Below are 16,924 nucleotides of genomic sequence, written 5' to 3' on the forward strand. Positions count from 1 at the left end.
GTCTCGGGCGAGCGGACTCATGCGGGAGCGCGCCGAGGCGGATGGCCTCCGGCGCCGCTGCGGCCGCGCGGCGGATCGGGCGATCGCACGCCGCCGGGTCATTCTTTTTTCCTGTCGCTGCCTGTCGGTTCGCCAATCGGGTGTCGACGGGATCTTCGCGAAGCGAGGCGGCGCCGCGCGTCTGTCACGCAGCGGCGCGCGCGGCGATTGCCCGATATGCCCGCCCGGCGCGCGCCGGCATCGAACGCAGCGAACAAGCGAGATTCATGCGCCGCCGACCGCCCGCTCGCCCGGATTCGTTCGGCAATGCGTTGCCCACACGGTGTTGTCCCGCGAACGCGCGTAACAAATTTGGGGCGGTTCGCGCATTTGTCGCCGCGATCCCTTATTCTTCAATTCTTACGAAAACGTTACATTCAATGGAGCGCGGATGCCTCATGACGTCAGCCTGATTGCACTGCTCGCGGCCGGTTTCGGCCTCGCGATGATCCTCGGTTACTTCGCGTCGCTGCTGAAGATGCCGCCGCTCGTCGGCTATTTGCTCGCCGGCATCGTGATCGGTCCCGGCACGCCCGGCTTCGTCGGCGATCTCGCGCTCGCGCAGCAACTCGCCGAAATCGGCGTGATGCTGCTGATGTTCGGCGTCGGCCTGCATTTCTCGCTCGGCGATCTGCTCGCGGTGCGCAAGATCGCGCTGCCCGGCGCGATCGTCCAGATCGCGGTCGCGACGGCGCTCGGCGCCGGGCTCGCGCTGCTGTGGGGCTGGAGCGTCGGCGCCGCGCTCGTGTTCGGCCTCGCGCTGTCGGTGGCGAGCACGGTCGTGCTGCTGCGCGCGCTCGAGGGGCGCGGGCTCATCGAATCGGTCAACGGGCGGATTGCGGTCGGCTGGCTCGTCGTCGAGGATCTCGTGATGGTGCTCGTGCTCGTGCTGCTGCCGCCGCTCGCGGGGCTTCTCGGCGGCGAGCCCGCGCTCGGCGGGGCGGGCTCGCATGCGGGCGACGCGCTCGGCAGCCTGTGGGGCGCGCTCGGCGTCACGCTGCTGAAGGTGGCCGCGTTCATCGCGCTGATGCTCGTGGTCGGCAAGCGCGTGTTTCCGCGCATTCTGTGGCTCGTCGCGCGCACCGGCTCGCGCGAGCTTTTCACGCTTTGCATGATCGCGGCCGCGGTCGGCGTCGCGTTCGGCGCGGCGAAGCTGTTCGACGTGTCGTTCGCGCTCGGCGCGTTCTTCGCCGGGATGATGATGCGCGAGTCGGAATTCAGCCGCCGCGCGGCCGACGAGACGCTGCCGTTGCGCGACGCGTTCTCGGTTCTCTTTTTCATCTCGGTCGGCATGCTGTTCGATCCGCGCGTGCTGATCGACGAGCCGCTGCATGTGATCGAAGTCGCCGCGATCGTCGTCATCGGCAAGACGCTCGCGGCGGTCGCGCTCGTGCTCGCGTTCCGCTATCCGCTGAACACCGCGCTCACGGTCGGCGCGGGCCTCGCGCAGATCGGCGAGTTCTCGTTCATCCTCGCGAGCCTCGGGCGCGGGCTCGGGCTGCTGTCGGCCGAAGGGCAGAGCCTCATTCTCGCGGTCGCGCTGCTGTCGATCGCGCTGAACACGCTGCTGTTCGCGGCGATCGATCCGGCGCTCGCCTGGGTCCGCAAGCACTCGGCGTTCGCGCGCCGGCTCGAATCGCGCAACGATCCGCTCGCGGCGCTGCCGATGTCGACGCCGCAGGCGCATCTGACGGGGCAGGTCGTGATCGTCGGCTACGGGCGCGTCGGCACGCGGATCGCGCACGCGCTCGACGCGCGCGGGATCGCGTATGTCGTCGTCGAGCAGAATCGCGAGACGGTCGAGAAACTGCGCGCGGACGGCGTCGCGGCGGTGTCCGGCGACGCGATCGAGCCGATCGTGCTCGTGCAGGCGCACGTCGCGCGGGCGGGGATGGTCGTCGTCACGCTGCCGGACGTGTTCGACGTGCGGCAGATCGTCGAGATCGCGCGCACGCTGAATCCGGGGATCGAGGTCGCGCTCTGCACGAACAGCGACGATGAAGCGGCGCTGCTCGCGAGCGAAGGGATGGGCGACGTGTTCGTCAGCGAAACCGAGCTCGCGCGCGGGATGACCGAGCACGTGCTCGCGCGGATGGGGGCCGATGAGCGCCGAGCGCGGCGGGCGGGCGCGCACTGATCGGACGCCGCGGGGCGCGCGCCGCCGCGCGGCAAGCGGGCGGCGCGCGGCGCACCGTCAATAGAACGACTCGAGCGTCAGCTCCTGCGCCATCACGCGGTTGCCGGCGAGCAGCCCGCCGTCGACGGGCAGCATCGCGCCGGTGATCGCGCGCGCCGCGTCCGACGAGAGGAACAGCGCGGCGTTCGCGACATCGTCGGGCGTCGCGAAATCGTCGAGCGGATACCACTTCTTCAATTGCTCGAACACCTGCGGGTTTTGCCGCACGCGCGCTTCCCACGCGGGCGTCTTCACGGTGCCCGGGCACACGACGTTCGCGCGCACGCCGTCGCGCCCGTATTCGATCGCGAGCGATTTCGCATAACTGATGAGTCCCGCCTTCGCCGCGCTATAGGCGGGGTGGCCGAGCGCGGCGACGCCGTTGACCGAGCCGACGATCGTGATCGCGCCGCGGCGGCGCGCGCGCATGCCGGCGAGCACGGCCTCGACGCTCACATAGGTCGCGGTCAGGTTCGCGTCCAGATCCGCGCGCCACGACGCGCTCGTCGTCGCGCGCAGCGTCGCCGATGCGGCGGTGCCCGCGTTCGCGACGAGCACGTCGACGCGCTCGTTCGCGAGCGCGTCCGCGAGGCGCGCGGCGTCGGTCAGGTCGTCGACGACGGGCGCGACGGCCGCGCCGCCGAGCGCATCGACGAACGCGGCGAGCGCCGCGCGGTCGCGGTCGAGCGCGAGCACACGGTCGCCCGCGGCAAGAAAGCGGCGCACGAGCGCCTGGCCGATGCCGCCCGCGGCGCCCGTGATCAGCGTGGTGCGTGGTGTCGTCATGCGCATTCCTCCGGTTGGAAAAGCAATGTCGGCGCCGCTTGCCGCGCGGTGCCGCTCACAGCCCGAGCTGCGCGCGCGCCGTCTTCTCGTTCGCGCGCGTGATCAGCGTGCCGGAGGTCAGCACGAGCGGCGGCGGCGTCCGGTTCTGCGTGATCCAGTCGTACATGTTGACCGACGTGTCGTAGCCGTGCAGCCGCGGATTCAGCAGGATCGAGCCGAAAAAGCCCGTCGGCTTCGGTTTCGCGAATTCGTTCAGCGCGACCTGGCTGCCGTTGATGCCGACCGCGATCATGTCGTCCGTGCCGATGCCGCGGCCTTCGCCCGCGCGCACCGCGCCGACCGTCGTGTCGTCATTCGATCCGAACGCCACCCAGTGCCTGAAGTTCCGGTGCTTGGTGAACGCGATGTTCGCGGCGTTGAACGCGCCTTCGGTGTCGGCCGTCATCTCCGGCGCGTCGACGACGTTCGCGGCCGCAAAGCCGGCCGCCTTCAGCGCGTCGACCGCGCCCGTCGTGCGCTCGCGCGCGGTCGGCAACTGGTCGTACGCGAGCCGCAGCACGCCGACCTCGGCCGGATTCCAGCCGCGCCGCTTCGCCTCGGCGGCGATCGCGTCGCCGACCTGCCGGCCGATCCGGTAGGCGGAGATGCCCATGTGCGGCACGTCGGCAAGCGGCGCGCCGCGCCCGTCGACGAGTTGATCGTCGACCGACATCAGCTTCATTCCGTAGCGCTTCGCCTTCGCGGCGATGCCGGGACCGAGCTTCACGTCGGGCGCGCAGATGATCACGCCTTGCGCCTTTTGCGCGGCAAGGCTGTCGAGCGCGGTCGACACTTTCTCGCCGCTCGGCGCGGCGATCTTCACGAGCGTGAAGTGCTTGTCCTTCGCCGCCTGCTCGGCGAAGCGCCATTCGTCCTGAAACCACGGGTCGTCGGGCTGCTTGACGACAAAGCCGATCTTCACCGGGGCCGCGCCTTGCGCACGCGCGGGTGCCGCCGCCGACAAACCGGCGGCGAGACTCGTGCAGACGAGGGCGGCTTGAAGCCAACGCAATCCCATGAGTGTCTCCTTCGTGCTCCGTTTTCAATGGATGCGGCCTTGCGAGCCGCGCAACGGCATGCATGTCGTGCGGCAGATTGTAGGAGGCGGGGTCGCGGGTTTCCAAATAATGCGAGGCGATCCTGAAGAATGGGATCGGGGCGGGCGAAGGGGGGCGGCGGAACGAAGAGGAAGAGAAAGGTGGAAGTTGAAGTTGAACGGCGAAGGCGGCGCGCCGAGCGCAGGGAACCGATCGCCGTCCGCCGCCTTCGCCCCGTCACGTCCTCGCTTTCGCCTGCGGCTTCGCGCCGCCCGCGCCGCCGGCCGGCTTATCGGCGGCGATGGGCGCATCCGGCGGCACGCCGAGCAGTTGCAGCGAGCCGCTCATCACCGACGAGAACACCGGCCCCGCGACCGTGCCGCCGTAATAGCTCCGTGCGGCCGGCTCGTCGATCATCACCGCGATGATGAGGCGCGGATTGCTCATCGGCGCCATCCCGGCGAACAGCGCACGATACTTGCCCTTCACGTAGGCCGCGCCGACCTGCTTGCGCGCGGTCCCGGTCTTGCCGCCGACGCGGTAGCCGTCGACGCGCGCCGCGCGCCCGGTGCCGCCCTGGCCGACCGCCATCTCGAGCATCGAGCGGATCGCCGCCGCGGTGGCGGGCGTCGTCACGCGATGGCCGCGGCGCGCATCGGCCGAATGCGGATCGTCGCTCGATTTCAGCAGCGACACCGGATGGATCGTGCCGTCGCCCGCATACGCGGTGTAGACCTGCGCGATCTGCAGCAGCGACGCGGACAGCCCGTAGCCGTACGCCATCGTCGCCTGCTCGATCGGCCGCCAGCGCTTGTACGGGCGCAGCCGCCCGGACGCGACGCCGGGGAACGTCAGCTCCGGCGCGCGGCCGATGCCGTATTCCTGGTATTTGTTCCAGATCGTCTCGGCGGGCAGGTTCAGCGCGAGCTTCGCGAGCGCGATGTTGCTCGACATCTGCAGCGCCTGCGCCACCGTGATCGCGCCGTGGTTCGATGTGTCGTGAATCACGTTCGGGCCGATCTTGTACGAGCCCGGCGAGGTATCGATGATGGTCTGCGGCCGCACCTTGCCCGCGTCGATCGACAGCGCGACGACGACCGGCTTGATCGTGGAGCCCGGCTCGAACGTGTCGATCACCGCGCGGTTGCGCAACTGCTGGCCCGTCAGGCGCGCGCGATCGTTCGGATCGAACGTCGGATAGTTCGCGAGCGCGAGGATTTCGCCGTTCTGCGCGTCGAGCACGACGACGCTGCCTGCCTGCGCGTTGTTCGCGATGATCGTCGACTTGAGCTGCGCGTACGCGAGCTGCTGAATCCGGCGGTCGATCGTCAGCTCGATCGTCGCGCCGTGCTGCGCGGGCACGAGCGGGCCGGTGTCGGAGACGATCCGGCCGAGCCGGTCGCGGATCACCTGGCGCTGGCCGGCGGTGCCGGACAGCCGCCCGTTCGCGGCGAGCTCGACGCCTTCCTGCCCGCGATCCTCGACGTTCGTGAAGCCGACGACGTGCGCGGCCGATTCGCCTTCCGGGTAGAAGCGCTTCGAATCGGCGATCTGCGTGACGCCGTCGATATCGAGCTTTTCGATGCGGGCGGCCGTTTCGGGGTCGACCTGGCGCTTGAGCAGCACGAACGAGCGGTCGCCCGTGAGACGCCGCCGCACCTCGGCAAGCGGCATGTCGAGCAGCTTCGCGAGCGGCGCGTACGCGACCTCGTCGACCTGTTTCGGATTCGCCCAGATTTCATAGGTCGTGAGGCTCACGGCGAGAAGCGCGCCGTTGCGATCGACGATGCTGCCGCGCATCGCGCCGAGCTCGATCGTGCGCTGATAGCGCTTCTGGCCTTGGCCGACGTAGAAATCCTGGTTCGCGATCTGCACCCAGAACGCGCGGGCGATCAGCGTGCCGAACGCGATGAACACGAGGATCACGATGAATTTCGAGCGCCACATCGGCAGGCTCGACGACAGCATCGGGCTTTTCGCGACGGCGACGTAAGGATCGGACGGCTTCGGTTTTTTGTTCAGGCGCATGGGCTGGCTATCGCTGGGCGGGACGGCGGATCGCGTCCCGAAGATGGAATTGTAATGAATGAGTAATGATTTCGTCTGGATCGGCGGTCAAATCGTGTAAAGATCTGACAAATCTTCGGGGCGGGCGCGAGTGGCGCCGGAGCCGGCGCGGGTGGGACGGCGGCGATCGAAGCATGCGCGGCGTGCGGCGCTGCGGCGCACCCGGGCGCGCTGCGCGGGGTTGGCGGAGAACCGGCGGACGACGCCGGCGAACGGCGCGAAGGGCGTCGACGGCGATCGCCGCGAGGAGGTCCAGGCAAGAAGAGGGGAAAGGGCGGGAGAACGGGGCCCGGCATCGCGGCGGGCGGCGGCCCGCCCATCGCGGCCGTCGCTGCTGCGGGCCGGCGCGGGCGACCGCTCGGCCGCCGCGCGCCGGCGGCGCGATGGCGCGCGGCGGACGGCGAACGTCGAGAATGCCGCGCGCGGATATGCCGATCAGCGGGGGCGAGATCGCCCGGCGAGAAAACGACGCGGCGGCGGGAAAGCCGGGCGCTGCGCACGCCGGGGAGGAGCCCCGGCGGACAACCGAGGATTCGGGGCGGAGATAGGGAAACGGCGGGAAGCGGGGCAGGAAACGGGGCGCGAAACGAGACAGAAAACGGCGCGGCTGCGCCGCTGCGTTGCGCGCGCCGGGCCCGCTCAGGCGGGCAGCGCGAACTGCGCGACCGTCGAGCGCAGCGCGTCAGCCTGGTCCTTCAGCGAATGCGCGGCGGCGGCGGCCTGCTCGACGAGCGCGGCGTTCTGCTGCGTGACCTGGTCCATCTCGCCGACCGCGCGATTCACCTGATCGATGCCCGCGCTTTGTTCGCGCGACGCGTGGCTGATCTCCTCGAGGATCTCGTTCACGCGCCTCACCGATTGCACGATTTCCGTCATCGTCGCGCCCGCGCGCGTGACGAGCGTCGCGCCGTGCTCGACCGTCGTGTTCGACGTCTCGATCAGCGACTTGATTTCCTTCGCGGCCGTCGCGCTGCGCTGCGCGAGCGTGCGCACCTCGCCCGCGACGACCGCGAAGCCGCGCCCCTGCTCGCCCGCGCGCGCGGCCTCGACGGCCGCGTTCAGCGCGAGGATGTTGGTCTGGAACGCGATGCCGTCGATCACGCCGATGATGTCGCCGATCTTGCGCGACGCGTCGGTGATTTCCTCCATCGTGCGCACGACGTCGTCGACGACCGTGCTGCCGCGCGTCGCGACCTGCGCCGCCTGGTCGGCGAGGTCGGCCGCCTGCGACGCGCTGTCCGCGTTATGCTTCACGTTCGTCGTCATCTCGTCCATGCTCGACGCGGTCTCGACGAGCGCGGCCGCCTGCTGCTCGGTGCGCTGCGACAGGTCCGTGTTGCCGGCCGCGATCTCGGACGCGCCGACGTTGATGTTCTCGGTGCCGAGCCGCACGCGCGACACCATGTCGATGAGCGCCGTCTGCATCATGTGCAGCGCGTGCAGGAGGCTCTTGCGGTCGTCGTGTCGGATGTCGACGGGCGCGGTCAGGTCGCCCTGCGCGATCCGCTGCGCGGTGGCCACGGCCGCTTCGAGATCGCCGCCTAGGCTGCTGCGCACGCTGCGCACCACGAGCCCCATCAGGATCGTCGCGGCGACGCCGAGCACGACCGTCATCGCGAGCCAGCGGGCGGTGCTCGCGAGCACGGCGGCCTGCAGGTCGTCCATGTACATGCCGGTCACGATGTACCAGTCCCACGGCGCGAAATGGCGCACGGCGCTCGTCTTGTCGATCGGCTTGTCGGCGCCGGGCTTCGGCCACATGTAGTTGACGAAGCCGAGGCCGCCTTGCGTGTTGCCCGCCTTGACGATCTCGACGAACAGATGCTTGCCGCCCGGATCGGTGAAGCCGGACACGTCCTTGCCGTTCAGTTCCGGCTTGATCGGATGCATGACGACGACGGGCTTCGAATCGTTGACCGACAGATAGCCGTCCTTGCCGTAACGCATGGCGGCGATCGCTTCGAGCGCCGCGCGCTTCGCGTCGGCCTCGGGCATCGCGTTCTGCTGGGACAGCTTGTAGAAATGATCGCTGACGCTGTATGCCTGCTCGGTCAGATACCCGAGCTGCTCGCGTCGGTCCGTGATCATCGACGAGCGGTTCTGCCATGCTCCCGTCGCTCCGATCAGCAGCAGGCCGATCCAGAGAATGACGATCATCGACGTGAGCTTTTGGTTCAGTGAAAGAGAGCGCATGGTGGGTATCGTGGAGCGGTTGATGCTTGGGGACGAATGCCTGTTTATCGGCGTGGGGACAGAGGGGCGCAGGCGGGTATTCCCTAGGTGGGGGCTCGGGCGGGCAAGTCCTGACAGGGATTTGACGGATGTCGGCCCAGGCGGGGACGCGGCGGCGGAATCGGACGGGCGGCGTTCAGTCGGTCGATCGGCCGGCCGCTCAAACGGTCGGGCGATCGACCGTTTGGATGACGAGGTCGGGGGGCGGGATTGGCCGGTTGGTCAATTGGTCGGTTTGCAGGTTTGCAGGTTTGCCGATCGGCCGATCGGCCGATTGCTCAGGTCGCCAACGGCAGTTCGTCAGCCGAATCGACGAGGCGACCGGCGCGTTCGGTCATGCGATGAGCGCAACGAGCGCGCGCCGGAAGACGGCGGCGCGTCGCGCAACTCGCCGCGGCGAGGCCGGGCACGGCGCGCGGCCGGAAAGCCGGTCTCGCACGGCAGCCCGAGGCGATCCGAGCAAAGCGCCGTGCGCGGGCCACGGCCTGCGCCCTGATCGAGCGAGGCCGAATTCCGCGAGCGCGCCCGAACGCTGAGCGGGCGCCGGCTTGCGGCGAGGGAACGCACGCGGCGAGATCATGGCGCACGCCGCGCCCGCCCGCCTCGGGCGCGTCACACCGGGTCCTTGCTCGGCGGCTCTTCCGGTTTCTGCGGGTTCTCGTGATGGGGGTGGCCGGGGGACGAGGGCGAGAGCGTGTCGTCTTCGGGGTCGCGGGTCGGGTCGGCGGGCGGTTCCGGCAGCGGCGTCGTATGGTCGGTCATGGGAATGGGCGAATCGCGGTCAATGCGGAGGACCGGCGCGCACGCGCCGGGTTCGTCTTCCGTTATAGGCAATCGGGCGCGCGTTTGCTGGCGCGGCGTCAATCGTGCGGCGGCGTGTGCAGATCGGCGCGCGTGTCGATGTCGCGCAGCACGGCCGGATCGGCGACATCGACGAGCGCGGGCGGCGCGGCCGCGAGCACCGCGCGCGCGCCCGTGTCGCCGTCGAGCGTTGCGAGCGCGTCGTAATGGCGGCTCGCGAAGCCCACCGGATGGCCGCGCCGCCCGCGATAGACGGGCGCGACGGTCGACGCGAGCCCCGCGTCGAGCGCGCGCGCGACCGATTCGATCGTCGCCGGCGCGATCCACGGCATGTCCGCGAGCGCGACGATCCAGCCGGGGCTGTCTGCGCGTGCGCGCACGCCGGCCGCGAGGCTTGCGCCCATCCCGCGCTCGGCGTCGGGCGCGAACACGACCTGACAGCCGACGTCGCTGAGCAGACGCGCGAGCTTTTCCGCGCCGGGACGCACGACCGCGATCACGTCCGGAAGCACGGCGGCGAGCCGTTGCGCGGCCGCGACGGCGACGGGCGTGCCGTCGGGCAACTTCGCGAGCAGCTTGCTGTGCACGCCGCCGGGATCGAAGCGCGTGCCGAGGCCCGCGGCCAGCAGCACGCCGGTGGCGAGCGACGCATGGGTCATGGCGATAACCGGTGGCGGAGGTGCTGCGATTGTGCGGCGCGGCGCGGGCGGCGCGCAAGTGCGGGGAAGCCCTTTCCTCGGGCGCGCGCGGGTGGCGCGCGGCGTCGTCGGTTGACGGTCGCGGGGAGAGCGGCTTGCGGAGCCGGGCACGGGCGCAGGTGTCGCACCATCGGCGTTTTCGTCACGCCGCGCCCTCACGGCGGGGAAATGGAACTCGGACGGAAGGGCGCCGGGAAGCCGCGGCAATCGGAAGCACGGAAGGTCGGGCGCGTCGCCGCGAGGACATCGTTTTCCGCCGAGCAATAACCGGCGTCGAATTCCGGCGGGCGGCGGGCGGCGAGCGCCGACGACATCGGCGCTCGGAGCAGGGGGCGAAGGCTCGCCATACATCGGCGATATCGATTGGCGAAACCGCCGATACAATCGTCGCTCGATCCATTCCTTCGCGACCGATTCGCTTGCCACATGGACGCATCCACCTCGCTTTCGACGCGCGCCGCACTGCTGCTGATCGACCTTCAGAAAGGCATTCACGACCCGAAACTCGGCCGACGCAACAATCCGGACGCGGAGGCGCGCGCCGCGGCGTTGCTCGATGGCTGGCGGCGCAGCGGGCGTCCGGTCGTGCATATCCGGCACATTTCCCGTTCGCAGGATTCGGTGTTCCGGCCGGGGCAGTCCGGCGTGGAATTTCAGGAAGCGTTTGCGCCGCTCGATCGCGAGCACGTGGTCGAGAAGAACGTCCCCGATGCGTTCGCCGCGACCGGGCTCGCACGCTGGCTGCATGAGCGCGGAATCGCGCAGCTCGTGATCGCGGGTGTCATCACGAACAATTCGGTCGAATCGACCGCGCGCTCGGCGGGCAATCTCGGGTTCGATGCGATCGTCGCGGGCGACGCGTGCTTCACGTTCGATCAGCGCGATCTGTCGGGGCGGCTCTGGGCCGCCGAGGACGTGCATGCGCTGTCGCTCGGCAATCTCGCGATGGATTACGCGCGCGTGATGAACGTGGCCGACATCGTCATGCTCGACTGCGGTTGACGGCCCGCGCGTGCCGATGCATCGGCGATGCCTCCCGCTCGTCGACGAGTCGAGCGCGCCATCGCCGTCGATCGCCGCTGCTCAGTGATCGGAGCGCTCGGACGGCTGTTCCGGGGAAGGCGAAGCGGCAAGCGCGCGTAGGCGGCTCGGGGCGAGGGCAATCTCCCGTGCTCGCTCGCGGATTCCCCGTCCGTCACGCATCCGCCCACCGCCGCAACAGATTGTGATAGATCCCGGTGAGCGCGATCACGCTCGCATCGCGCCCGCCTTTCTCGGCGGTCAATTGCTGAATCTGCGTGTCGAGCTGGAACAGCAGCGTGCGGTCCGCGTCGTCGCGCACCATGCTCTGAATCCAGAAGAACGACGCCACGCGCTCGCCGCGCGTGACGGGCGTCACGTGATGCAGGCTCGACGCCGGATACAGCACCATGTCGCCCGCCGGCAGCTTCGCGCGGTGGACGCCGTAGGTGTCCTCGACGCACAGCTCGCCGCCGTCGTACGCATCCGGCTCCTCGAGAAAGAGCGTCGCCGACAGATCGCTGCGCACGCGGAAATCCGTGCCGCGCAGCAGCCGGATCGCATTGTCGACGTGCGTGCCGAACGCATCGCCGCCCGCGTAGCGGTTGAAGAGCGGCGGAAACACCTTGAGCGGCAGCGCCGCCGAGAAGAACAGCGCATTGCGCGCGAGCGCATCCTGGATCGCGTCGCCGATCGCGCGCGCGGCGGGCGAGCCCTCCGGCAACTGCCGGTTGCGCTTCGCGAGCGCCGATTGCGCGCCGGACGTCGCGTTGCCGTCGGCCCAGTCGGCGGCGTCGAGGATGTCGCGGCATTGCGCGACCTGCTCCTTCGTCAGCACGCCGGGAATGTGAAGCATCATGTTGCGAATTCCTCCTGTCGCGCCGCGATCGCGCGGAATGCGTCGATCGGCGATGCCGCGAGATACGCGCGCATCTTCGCGACGAACGCGGGCGTCGCGGTGCGCGGCACGCGCGCGAGCCACTCGAGCGCCTCGGCGACGCGCCCGCGCTCGCCGAGCAGCCGCGCATAGTTGAACTGGCCACGGAAGTCGCCCGCTGCGGCCGCGCGCCGGTAGCAGTCGAACGCGGCGTCGCGGTCGGCCGCGACGACCCAGCCGTCCTCGTAGAAGCCGCCGATCAGGTTGATCGACTTCGCGTGGCCGAGCGCCGCCGCCTTTTCGAACCACGCGAGCGCGGCCGCGCGATCCTCGTCGACGCCGTTGCCGAGCGCGAGCATCGTCGCGTAGTTGTACATCCCCCAGTCGAGCCCCGCACGCGCGGCCTCGCGATACCAGTACGCGGCGACGGCCGCGCTCGCGGCCGTGCCCCAGCCGAACTCGTAGCAGCGGCCCAGCATGTTCATCGCCATCGGATGATCGGCGCGCGCCGCGTGCTTGAACCAGCCGAGCGCGGCGGCGGCGTCGCGCGCGACGCCGTGGCCGTCGAGCAGGTATTGCCCGTAGACGGCCTGCGCCTCGACGATCCCGTTCTCCGCGGCCGCCGCGACCCATGCGGCCGCGCGCTCGGGCGGGCCGGCGAGGATCTCGGCGAGATCCTCGCGCGACGCCGACGCGAGCGCCTTCAACGTTACCGGCCGCATCGCGTCAGTAGCGCGCGTTGAGCGTGACGAACGCCGAGCGGCCCGGCGCGATCGACGCGTAGTGCGCCGGATAGGCCTGATCGAAGTACGTGCGGTTGAACAGGTTGTTCACGTTGAGCCGGACGTCGAGCTTCTTGTTGATCCGGTATTGCGCCATCGCGTCGAAGCGCCAGTACGACGGCACCGCGCGCAGGTTCGCGGTGTCGCCGAACACCTTCGACATGTAGAACGCGCCGCCGCCGACCGTGAACTTCGGCGTCACGTCGTAGTTCGTCCATAGCGTGAAGCTGTGCTTCGGCGTGTTCGGGAACTGGTGGCCCTTGTCCGCCGTGTTCTTGCCGTTCTCGCGCAGCTCGCTCTTCAGGTACGTGTAGCCGCCGAACACCTGCCACGCGCGCGTGAGCCGGCCGGAGAAGCCGAGCTCGAGCCCCTGCACGCGCTTGCTGCCGACCATCGCGTACTGGTTGTTCGGCAGCGTGACGCGCGCGTTCGTCGTGTCGATCTGAAAGAGGGCGGCCGTGAGCGCGAGCTTGTCGTCGAGCACGTTCCACTTGGTGCCGAGCTCGATGCTGCGGTTCTTCTCCGGCGCGAGCTGGTCGGCGTTCGAGCCGACGCCGCCTCGGCCCGGCGTGAGCGATTGCGTCTCCGCGCCTTCGCCGAGCAGCGCGCCGGCGGGCGTCGACGACGTCGCGTACGACGCATAGATGCTGCCGTTGGGCGCCGGCTTGAACACGAGGCCGAGCTGCCAGTTCACGAGCGTGTCGTCGCGCGTGTAGGTCTTGCCGCCGTTCGCGCGGGTGTCGGTGAAGCGGGTCGAGTAGTCGTCGATGCGCACGCCGGCGTTCACCTGCCAATGCTTGCTCAGCTCGACCGTGTCGAAGCCGTAGAGCGATTTCGTCACGGTGCGCGCATGCGCGTAGTCGTTGTTGCGCCTGATCGAGCCCGCCCACGGATCGTTCGGGTTCGGCGACCACAGGCTCGTGCAGTTGTAGCCGGACGCCGCGCCGATTCCTTGCTGGCAGATCTTGCCGGTGCCGGTCGCGACGCTGTACGAATCGCGCTTGCCCCATTCGCGCGACAGCTCGATGCCGGTCGTGAAGCTGTGCTTGAACGGGCCCGTGCGGAATTCGCCGAACAGCTCGGTCTGGTTCGCGATGCTGTTGATCGCGCTGTTGCGGTTGTTGTTGCGCCGCCAGACGCGGCCGTTGATCACGTTGCCCTGGCTGTCGTCGGGCTGCGTCCAGATGTAGTCCTGCGTCGATTCCGTGTAGCGCGTCGTGTTGCGCACCGTCAGCGACGGCGTGATGTCGTGCTCGATCCGCAGCGTGCCGATGTCCGACGTCGTCTTGCGGAAGTCGCGGTCGACGAGGCCGTAGAAGTTGTGCCGATCGACGTTCGCCGGATAGATCGTGTCGACGTTCGCCGGCTTGTTCGAGGCCGTGTAGAAGTACGGGATGCCGCCGTCGGGCAGGTCGTCGGTCGACAGGTGGTAGTAGCTCGCGGTCACGCGGGTGGGCGTGCCGAGCCCGAACGCGATCGACGGCGCGACACCCCAGCGTTCGTTGTTCACCGCGTCGCGGCCCGCGACGTCGTTGTTGTGGCTCATCAGGTTCAGGCGAAACGCCGCGTGGTCGGCGAACTGCCAGTTGCCGTCCGCGGTGAAGCGGCGGTAGCGGTCGGTGCCGAGCCCCGCGCTCGCCTCGGCTGTCGTGCCGAGATGCGGCGCCTTCGTGACGAGGTTGATGCTGCCGCCCGCGCCGCCTCGGCCGCCGTACGCGCCGTCCGAGCCCTTCGTGATCTCGATGCGCTCGGTGTTGAAGATCTCGCGCGTCGTCGCGCCCGTGTCGCGCATCCCGTCGACGAACAGGCTGCCCTGCGTGTCGTAGCCGCGGATGAACGGGCGGTCGCCGAGCGGATTGCCGCCTTCGCCCGCGCCGAACGTGATGCCGGGCACCGTGCGCAGCGCCTCGGTGAGCGTCGCCGCGCCGCTGTCGTGGATCAGTTCCGGCGGAATCACGGTGACGGATTTGGGCGTGTCGACGAGCGGCGCGGTGAATTTCACCGACGACGAGAAGTCCGCCTTGTAGCTGCGCTCGGCGGCGCCCTTGACCTGGATCGGCGCGAGCTCCTTGTCGTGATCGGCGGTTGCCGCGGGCGGCGCGGCGTCCTGCGCGAACGCCGGGCTCGCGGCGAGCACGCTGCAGAGGGTGGTGAATTTTCCGAGCTTCAACTCGTCGGAACGCGACTTCATCGGTGGTATTTCCTCGCCAGGTGTGACTCGATCGGGCGAAGCAACGGCCGCTGCATGATGCGTTCCGCCCAATTATTACAAATTGTTTTCGGGCGCCATTTTAGTGAATAAGTGTATAAATGAGAAGCGTTCTTGTTACATTGATCGAAACGGCCGGCCGACTTCGGCGCTATCTGATTGAAAAGAAAGGGAATGCGCGGAATGACGCAGCGTGGCCGCAGCGGCGTGAGCCGCGCTTGCGTCTGCGATGCGGCCTGAGGGCCGTGACGTGGCGGTAAGAATCGGCCCGGCGACGCAGGGGCGACGCGGGGGCGATGCGGGCGCCGCAGGGCGCGAGCGACGAACTCGGGCGAGGGCGCGAACGGCGGCGCTAATCCGAACGCGGCGGGCGAGGCGGCCGGCTTCCCGACCGGCCGCGCGCGCCGGGCGGGCGTCAGTCGATCCCGTGGAACACGGCGTCCTCGGGCCCGAGGTACGCGGGCGGACGCCACGTCGCGTCGCGCATCGAGTGCTGGACCAGATGCTCGACGCCGAGCAGCACCGCGAAGATCGCCATCCGGACCGGAATCCCGTTGTCGGTCTGGCGGAAGATCGCGAGGCGCGGGTCGCGGTTCAGGTCGGTCGACAGATCGTTCGCGCCCGGCCGGCTGTCGCGCGGCAGCGGGTGCATGATCAGCGTGTCGCGGCCGCACGCCGTGTCGACGAGCGCCTGGTTGATCTGGAAGTCGGGCGTGTAGCCTTCGAACGATTCGTCGGTGAAGCGCTCCTTCTGGATTCGCGTCGCGTAGACGACGTCCGCGCCCTTCAGGCCCGCCGCGAGGTCGTGCGTCTCCTCGACGACGTGGCCGTTCGTCGAGATCTGGTCGACGATGTACGCCGGCATCTCGAGCGTCGGCGGCGACACGAGCGTGAACTTCAGCCCGCGATACAGCGCGAGCAGCTTGACGAGCGAGTGGACCGTGCGGCCGTATTTCAGGTCGCCGACGAGCGCGATGTGCGCGCCGTCGACGATCTTGCCCAGGCGCGAGAACTCGCGCTGGATCGTGTACAGATCGAGGAGCGCCTGGCTCGGATGCTCGCCGGGGCCGTCGCCGCCGTTGATCACGGGCAGGTTCGTCGCGCGCGCGAACTCGGCGACCGAGCCTTGCTCCGGGTGGCGGATCACGAGCGCATCGACGTAGCCCGCCATCACGCGGCTCGTGTCGTAGATCGATTCGCCCTTGGCCATCGACGAGAACGTGAAGCCCGTCGTGTCGCACACCGAGCCGCCGAGCCGGCAGAACGCGGCGCCGAACGACACGCGGGTGCGCGTGCTCGCCTCGAAGAACAGGTTGCCGAGCACCGCGCCCTCGAGCACGCGCGAGATCTTGCGGCGGCGCGCGATCGGCTGCATCACGTCGGCGACCCGGAACAGCGCCTCGACCGAGTCGCGTGAGAACTGATCGACCGACAGCAACTGCGGCTTGCCTTCGAACAGGAACTGGCTCGCGAGCGGCTGCCGGGAATCTACGCTTTGCGCATACCCTTCGCCGGCCGGCGTGCGTTCGACGATTTCGGAGACGAAACGCTCGACGATCTCGGGCATGCCGCGCGATTCCTGCGAATCGTCGGGCAGCAGCCATGTGTCGAGCGCGCGGCGGCTGACGCCGATGCGGTTCGCGAACGCTTCGCGGGTCATGTTGAGGCGGCGCATCGCGTCGCGCAGGAACGCTTGCTGAGGAACGGTCATCGGTCGGCTGGGCTCTCTGAAATATACGCGATGCGTATGGTAGGTCGCCGGCGCTCGAAGTCAAGCGAAAAATGCGCGCCGATTGACGGAGACACTGACGCGGACAAGGCGCGCAGGCGTTGCGCGACATTGCCGCACGAACCGAAACACGTTTAACAATTGCTTTGCCCCGCGCGATACGGCGCGTCCGTATAATCCGGACCGGTCCCCGCGCCGTCTCGCGGGCGGATTCCGATACGCCGGTCGCTCGTGAAGCGTCCGCACTGAACTAGGAGAGTGAGAATGAATCGCGCGATTGCCGCCGCCCTGTTGATCCTGACCGCCGCGCTCGCCGGCTGCAACACGATCGCCGGCGTCGGCCAGGACATCTCGAAGGGCGGGCAGGCGATTTCGAACACGGCCGAAAAGGCGAAGTAAGCGAGGTCGTTTTCGTTGTCGACGATGCCGCCG

At 69.1% G+C, this 16,924-nt stretch carries 14 protein-coding genes; 3 read left to right on the forward strand and 11 right to left on the reverse strand.

The features are described from left to right. Window positions 1-430 precede the first annotated feature (430 nt). Window positions 431-2,176, forward strand: coding sequence for a cation:proton antiporter (locus tag BTH_RS06120; protein WP_009896744.1), 1,746 nt, complete (start codon window positions 431-433; stop codon window positions 2,174-2,176). A gap of 57 nt (window positions 2,177-2,233) precedes the next feature. On the opposite strand, the gene BTH_RS06125 is transcribed toward BTH_RS06120, so the two are convergent. From BTH_RS06125 to BTH_RS34320, 7 genes are all read right to left on the reverse strand, one after another. Then, entirely contained in the window at window positions 2,234-3,007 is a 774-nt protein-coding gene (locus BTH_RS06125; protein WP_009896746.1) for an SDR family oxidoreductase, read from the reverse strand. Window positions 3,008-3,056: 49 nt separating this feature from the next. Then, a complete protein-coding gene (locus tag BTH_RS06130) occupies window positions 3,057-4,058 on the reverse strand; it encodes an arabinose ABC transporter substrate-binding protein (RefSeq protein ID WP_011401186.1) in 1,002 nt (333 codons plus the stop codon). Between the two features lie 256 nt (window positions 4,059-4,314). Beyond that, window positions 4,315-6,105 (reverse strand): peptidoglycan D,D-transpeptidase FtsI family protein, encoded by a 1,791-nt coding sequence (locus tag BTH_RS06135; protein ID WP_009896750.1) that lies wholly within the window; start codon window positions 6,103-6,105, stop codon window positions 4,315-4,317. A 678-nt stretch (window positions 6,106-6,783) separates the two neighbouring features. Beyond that, on the reverse strand, window positions 6,784-8,337 hold the full coding sequence (locus BTH_RS06140) for a methyl-accepting chemotaxis protein (protein ID WP_025370262.1): 1,554 nt from the start codon (window positions 8,335-8,337) through the stop codon (window positions 6,784-6,786). 651 nt (window positions 8,338-8,988) lie between these two features. Continuing rightward, window positions 8,989-9,138, reverse strand: a complete 150-nt coding sequence (locus tag BTH_RS34315; RefSeq protein WP_009900078.1) for a hypothetical protein — start codon at window positions 9,136-9,138, stop codon at window positions 8,989-8,991. Window positions 9,139-9,236: 98 nt separating this feature from the next. After that, window positions 9,237-9,836 (reverse strand): nucleotidyltransferase family protein, encoded by a 600-nt coding sequence (locus BTH_RS06145; RefSeq protein WP_009896753.1) that lies wholly within the window; start codon window positions 9,834-9,836, stop codon window positions 9,237-9,239. 194 nt (window positions 9,837-10,030) lie between these two features. Beyond that, a complete protein-coding gene (locus tag BTH_RS34320; RefSeq protein ID WP_154660028.1) occupies window positions 10,031-10,189 on the reverse strand; it encodes a hypothetical protein in 159 nt (52 codons plus the stop codon). A 112-nt stretch (window positions 10,190-10,301) separates the two neighbouring features. On the opposite strand from BTH_RS34320, the gene BTH_RS06150 reads away from it, so the two are divergent. Further along, window positions 10,302-10,877 (forward strand): cysteine hydrolase family protein, encoded by a 576-nt coding sequence (locus BTH_RS06150; RefSeq protein ID WP_009896755.1) that lies wholly within the window; start codon window positions 10,302-10,304, stop codon window positions 10,875-10,877. Window positions 10,878-11,070: 193 nt separating this feature from the next. Here the strand turns inward: BTH_RS06150 and BTH_RS06155 are convergent, their stop codons facing one another. From BTH_RS06155 to BTH_RS06170, 4 genes are all read right to left on the reverse strand, one after another. Continuing rightward, entirely contained in the window at window positions 11,071-11,754 is a 684-nt protein-coding gene (locus BTH_RS06155) for a Fe2+-dependent dioxygenase (protein WP_009896757.1), read from the reverse strand. Then, window positions 11,751-12,494, reverse strand: coding sequence for a tetratricopeptide repeat protein (locus BTH_RS06160; RefSeq protein ID WP_009896758.1), 744 nt, complete (start codon window positions 12,492-12,494; stop codon window positions 11,751-11,753). Before BTH_RS06160 ends, BTH_RS06155 begins: the two co-directional genes overlap by 4 nt. Before the next feature lie 4 nt (window positions 12,495-12,498). Next, window positions 12,499-14,745 carry a TonB-dependent receptor gene (locus BTH_RS06165; RefSeq protein ID WP_009896759.1) on the reverse strand — a complete coding sequence of 749 codons (2,247 nt, stop codon included), beginning with the start codon at window positions 14,743-14,745 and terminating at the stop codon, window positions 12,499-12,501. 433 nt (window positions 14,746-15,178) lie between these two features. After that, the gene (locus tag BTH_RS06170; protein ID WP_009896761.1) at window positions 15,179-16,474 is read right to left on the reverse strand and encodes an aspartate carbamoyltransferase; all 1,296 of its coding nucleotides are present in this window, start codon (window positions 16,472-16,474) and stop codon (window positions 15,179-15,181) included. A 282-nt stretch (window positions 16,475-16,756) separates the two neighbouring features. Between BTH_RS06170 and BTH_RS06175 the strand changes: the two genes are divergently transcribed. Next, the gene (locus tag BTH_RS06175) at window positions 16,757-16,891 is read left to right on the forward strand and encodes an entericidin A/B family lipoprotein (RefSeq protein WP_004528487.1); all 135 of its coding nucleotides are present in this window, start codon (window positions 16,757-16,759) and stop codon (window positions 16,889-16,891) included. The last annotated feature ends 33 nt before the right edge of the window (window positions 16,892-16,924 follow it).

This window comes from Burkholderia thailandensis E264 (assembly GCF_000012365.1).
GTDB lineage: Bacteria > Pseudomonadota > Gammaproteobacteria > Burkholderiales > Burkholderiaceae > Burkholderia > Burkholderia thailandensis.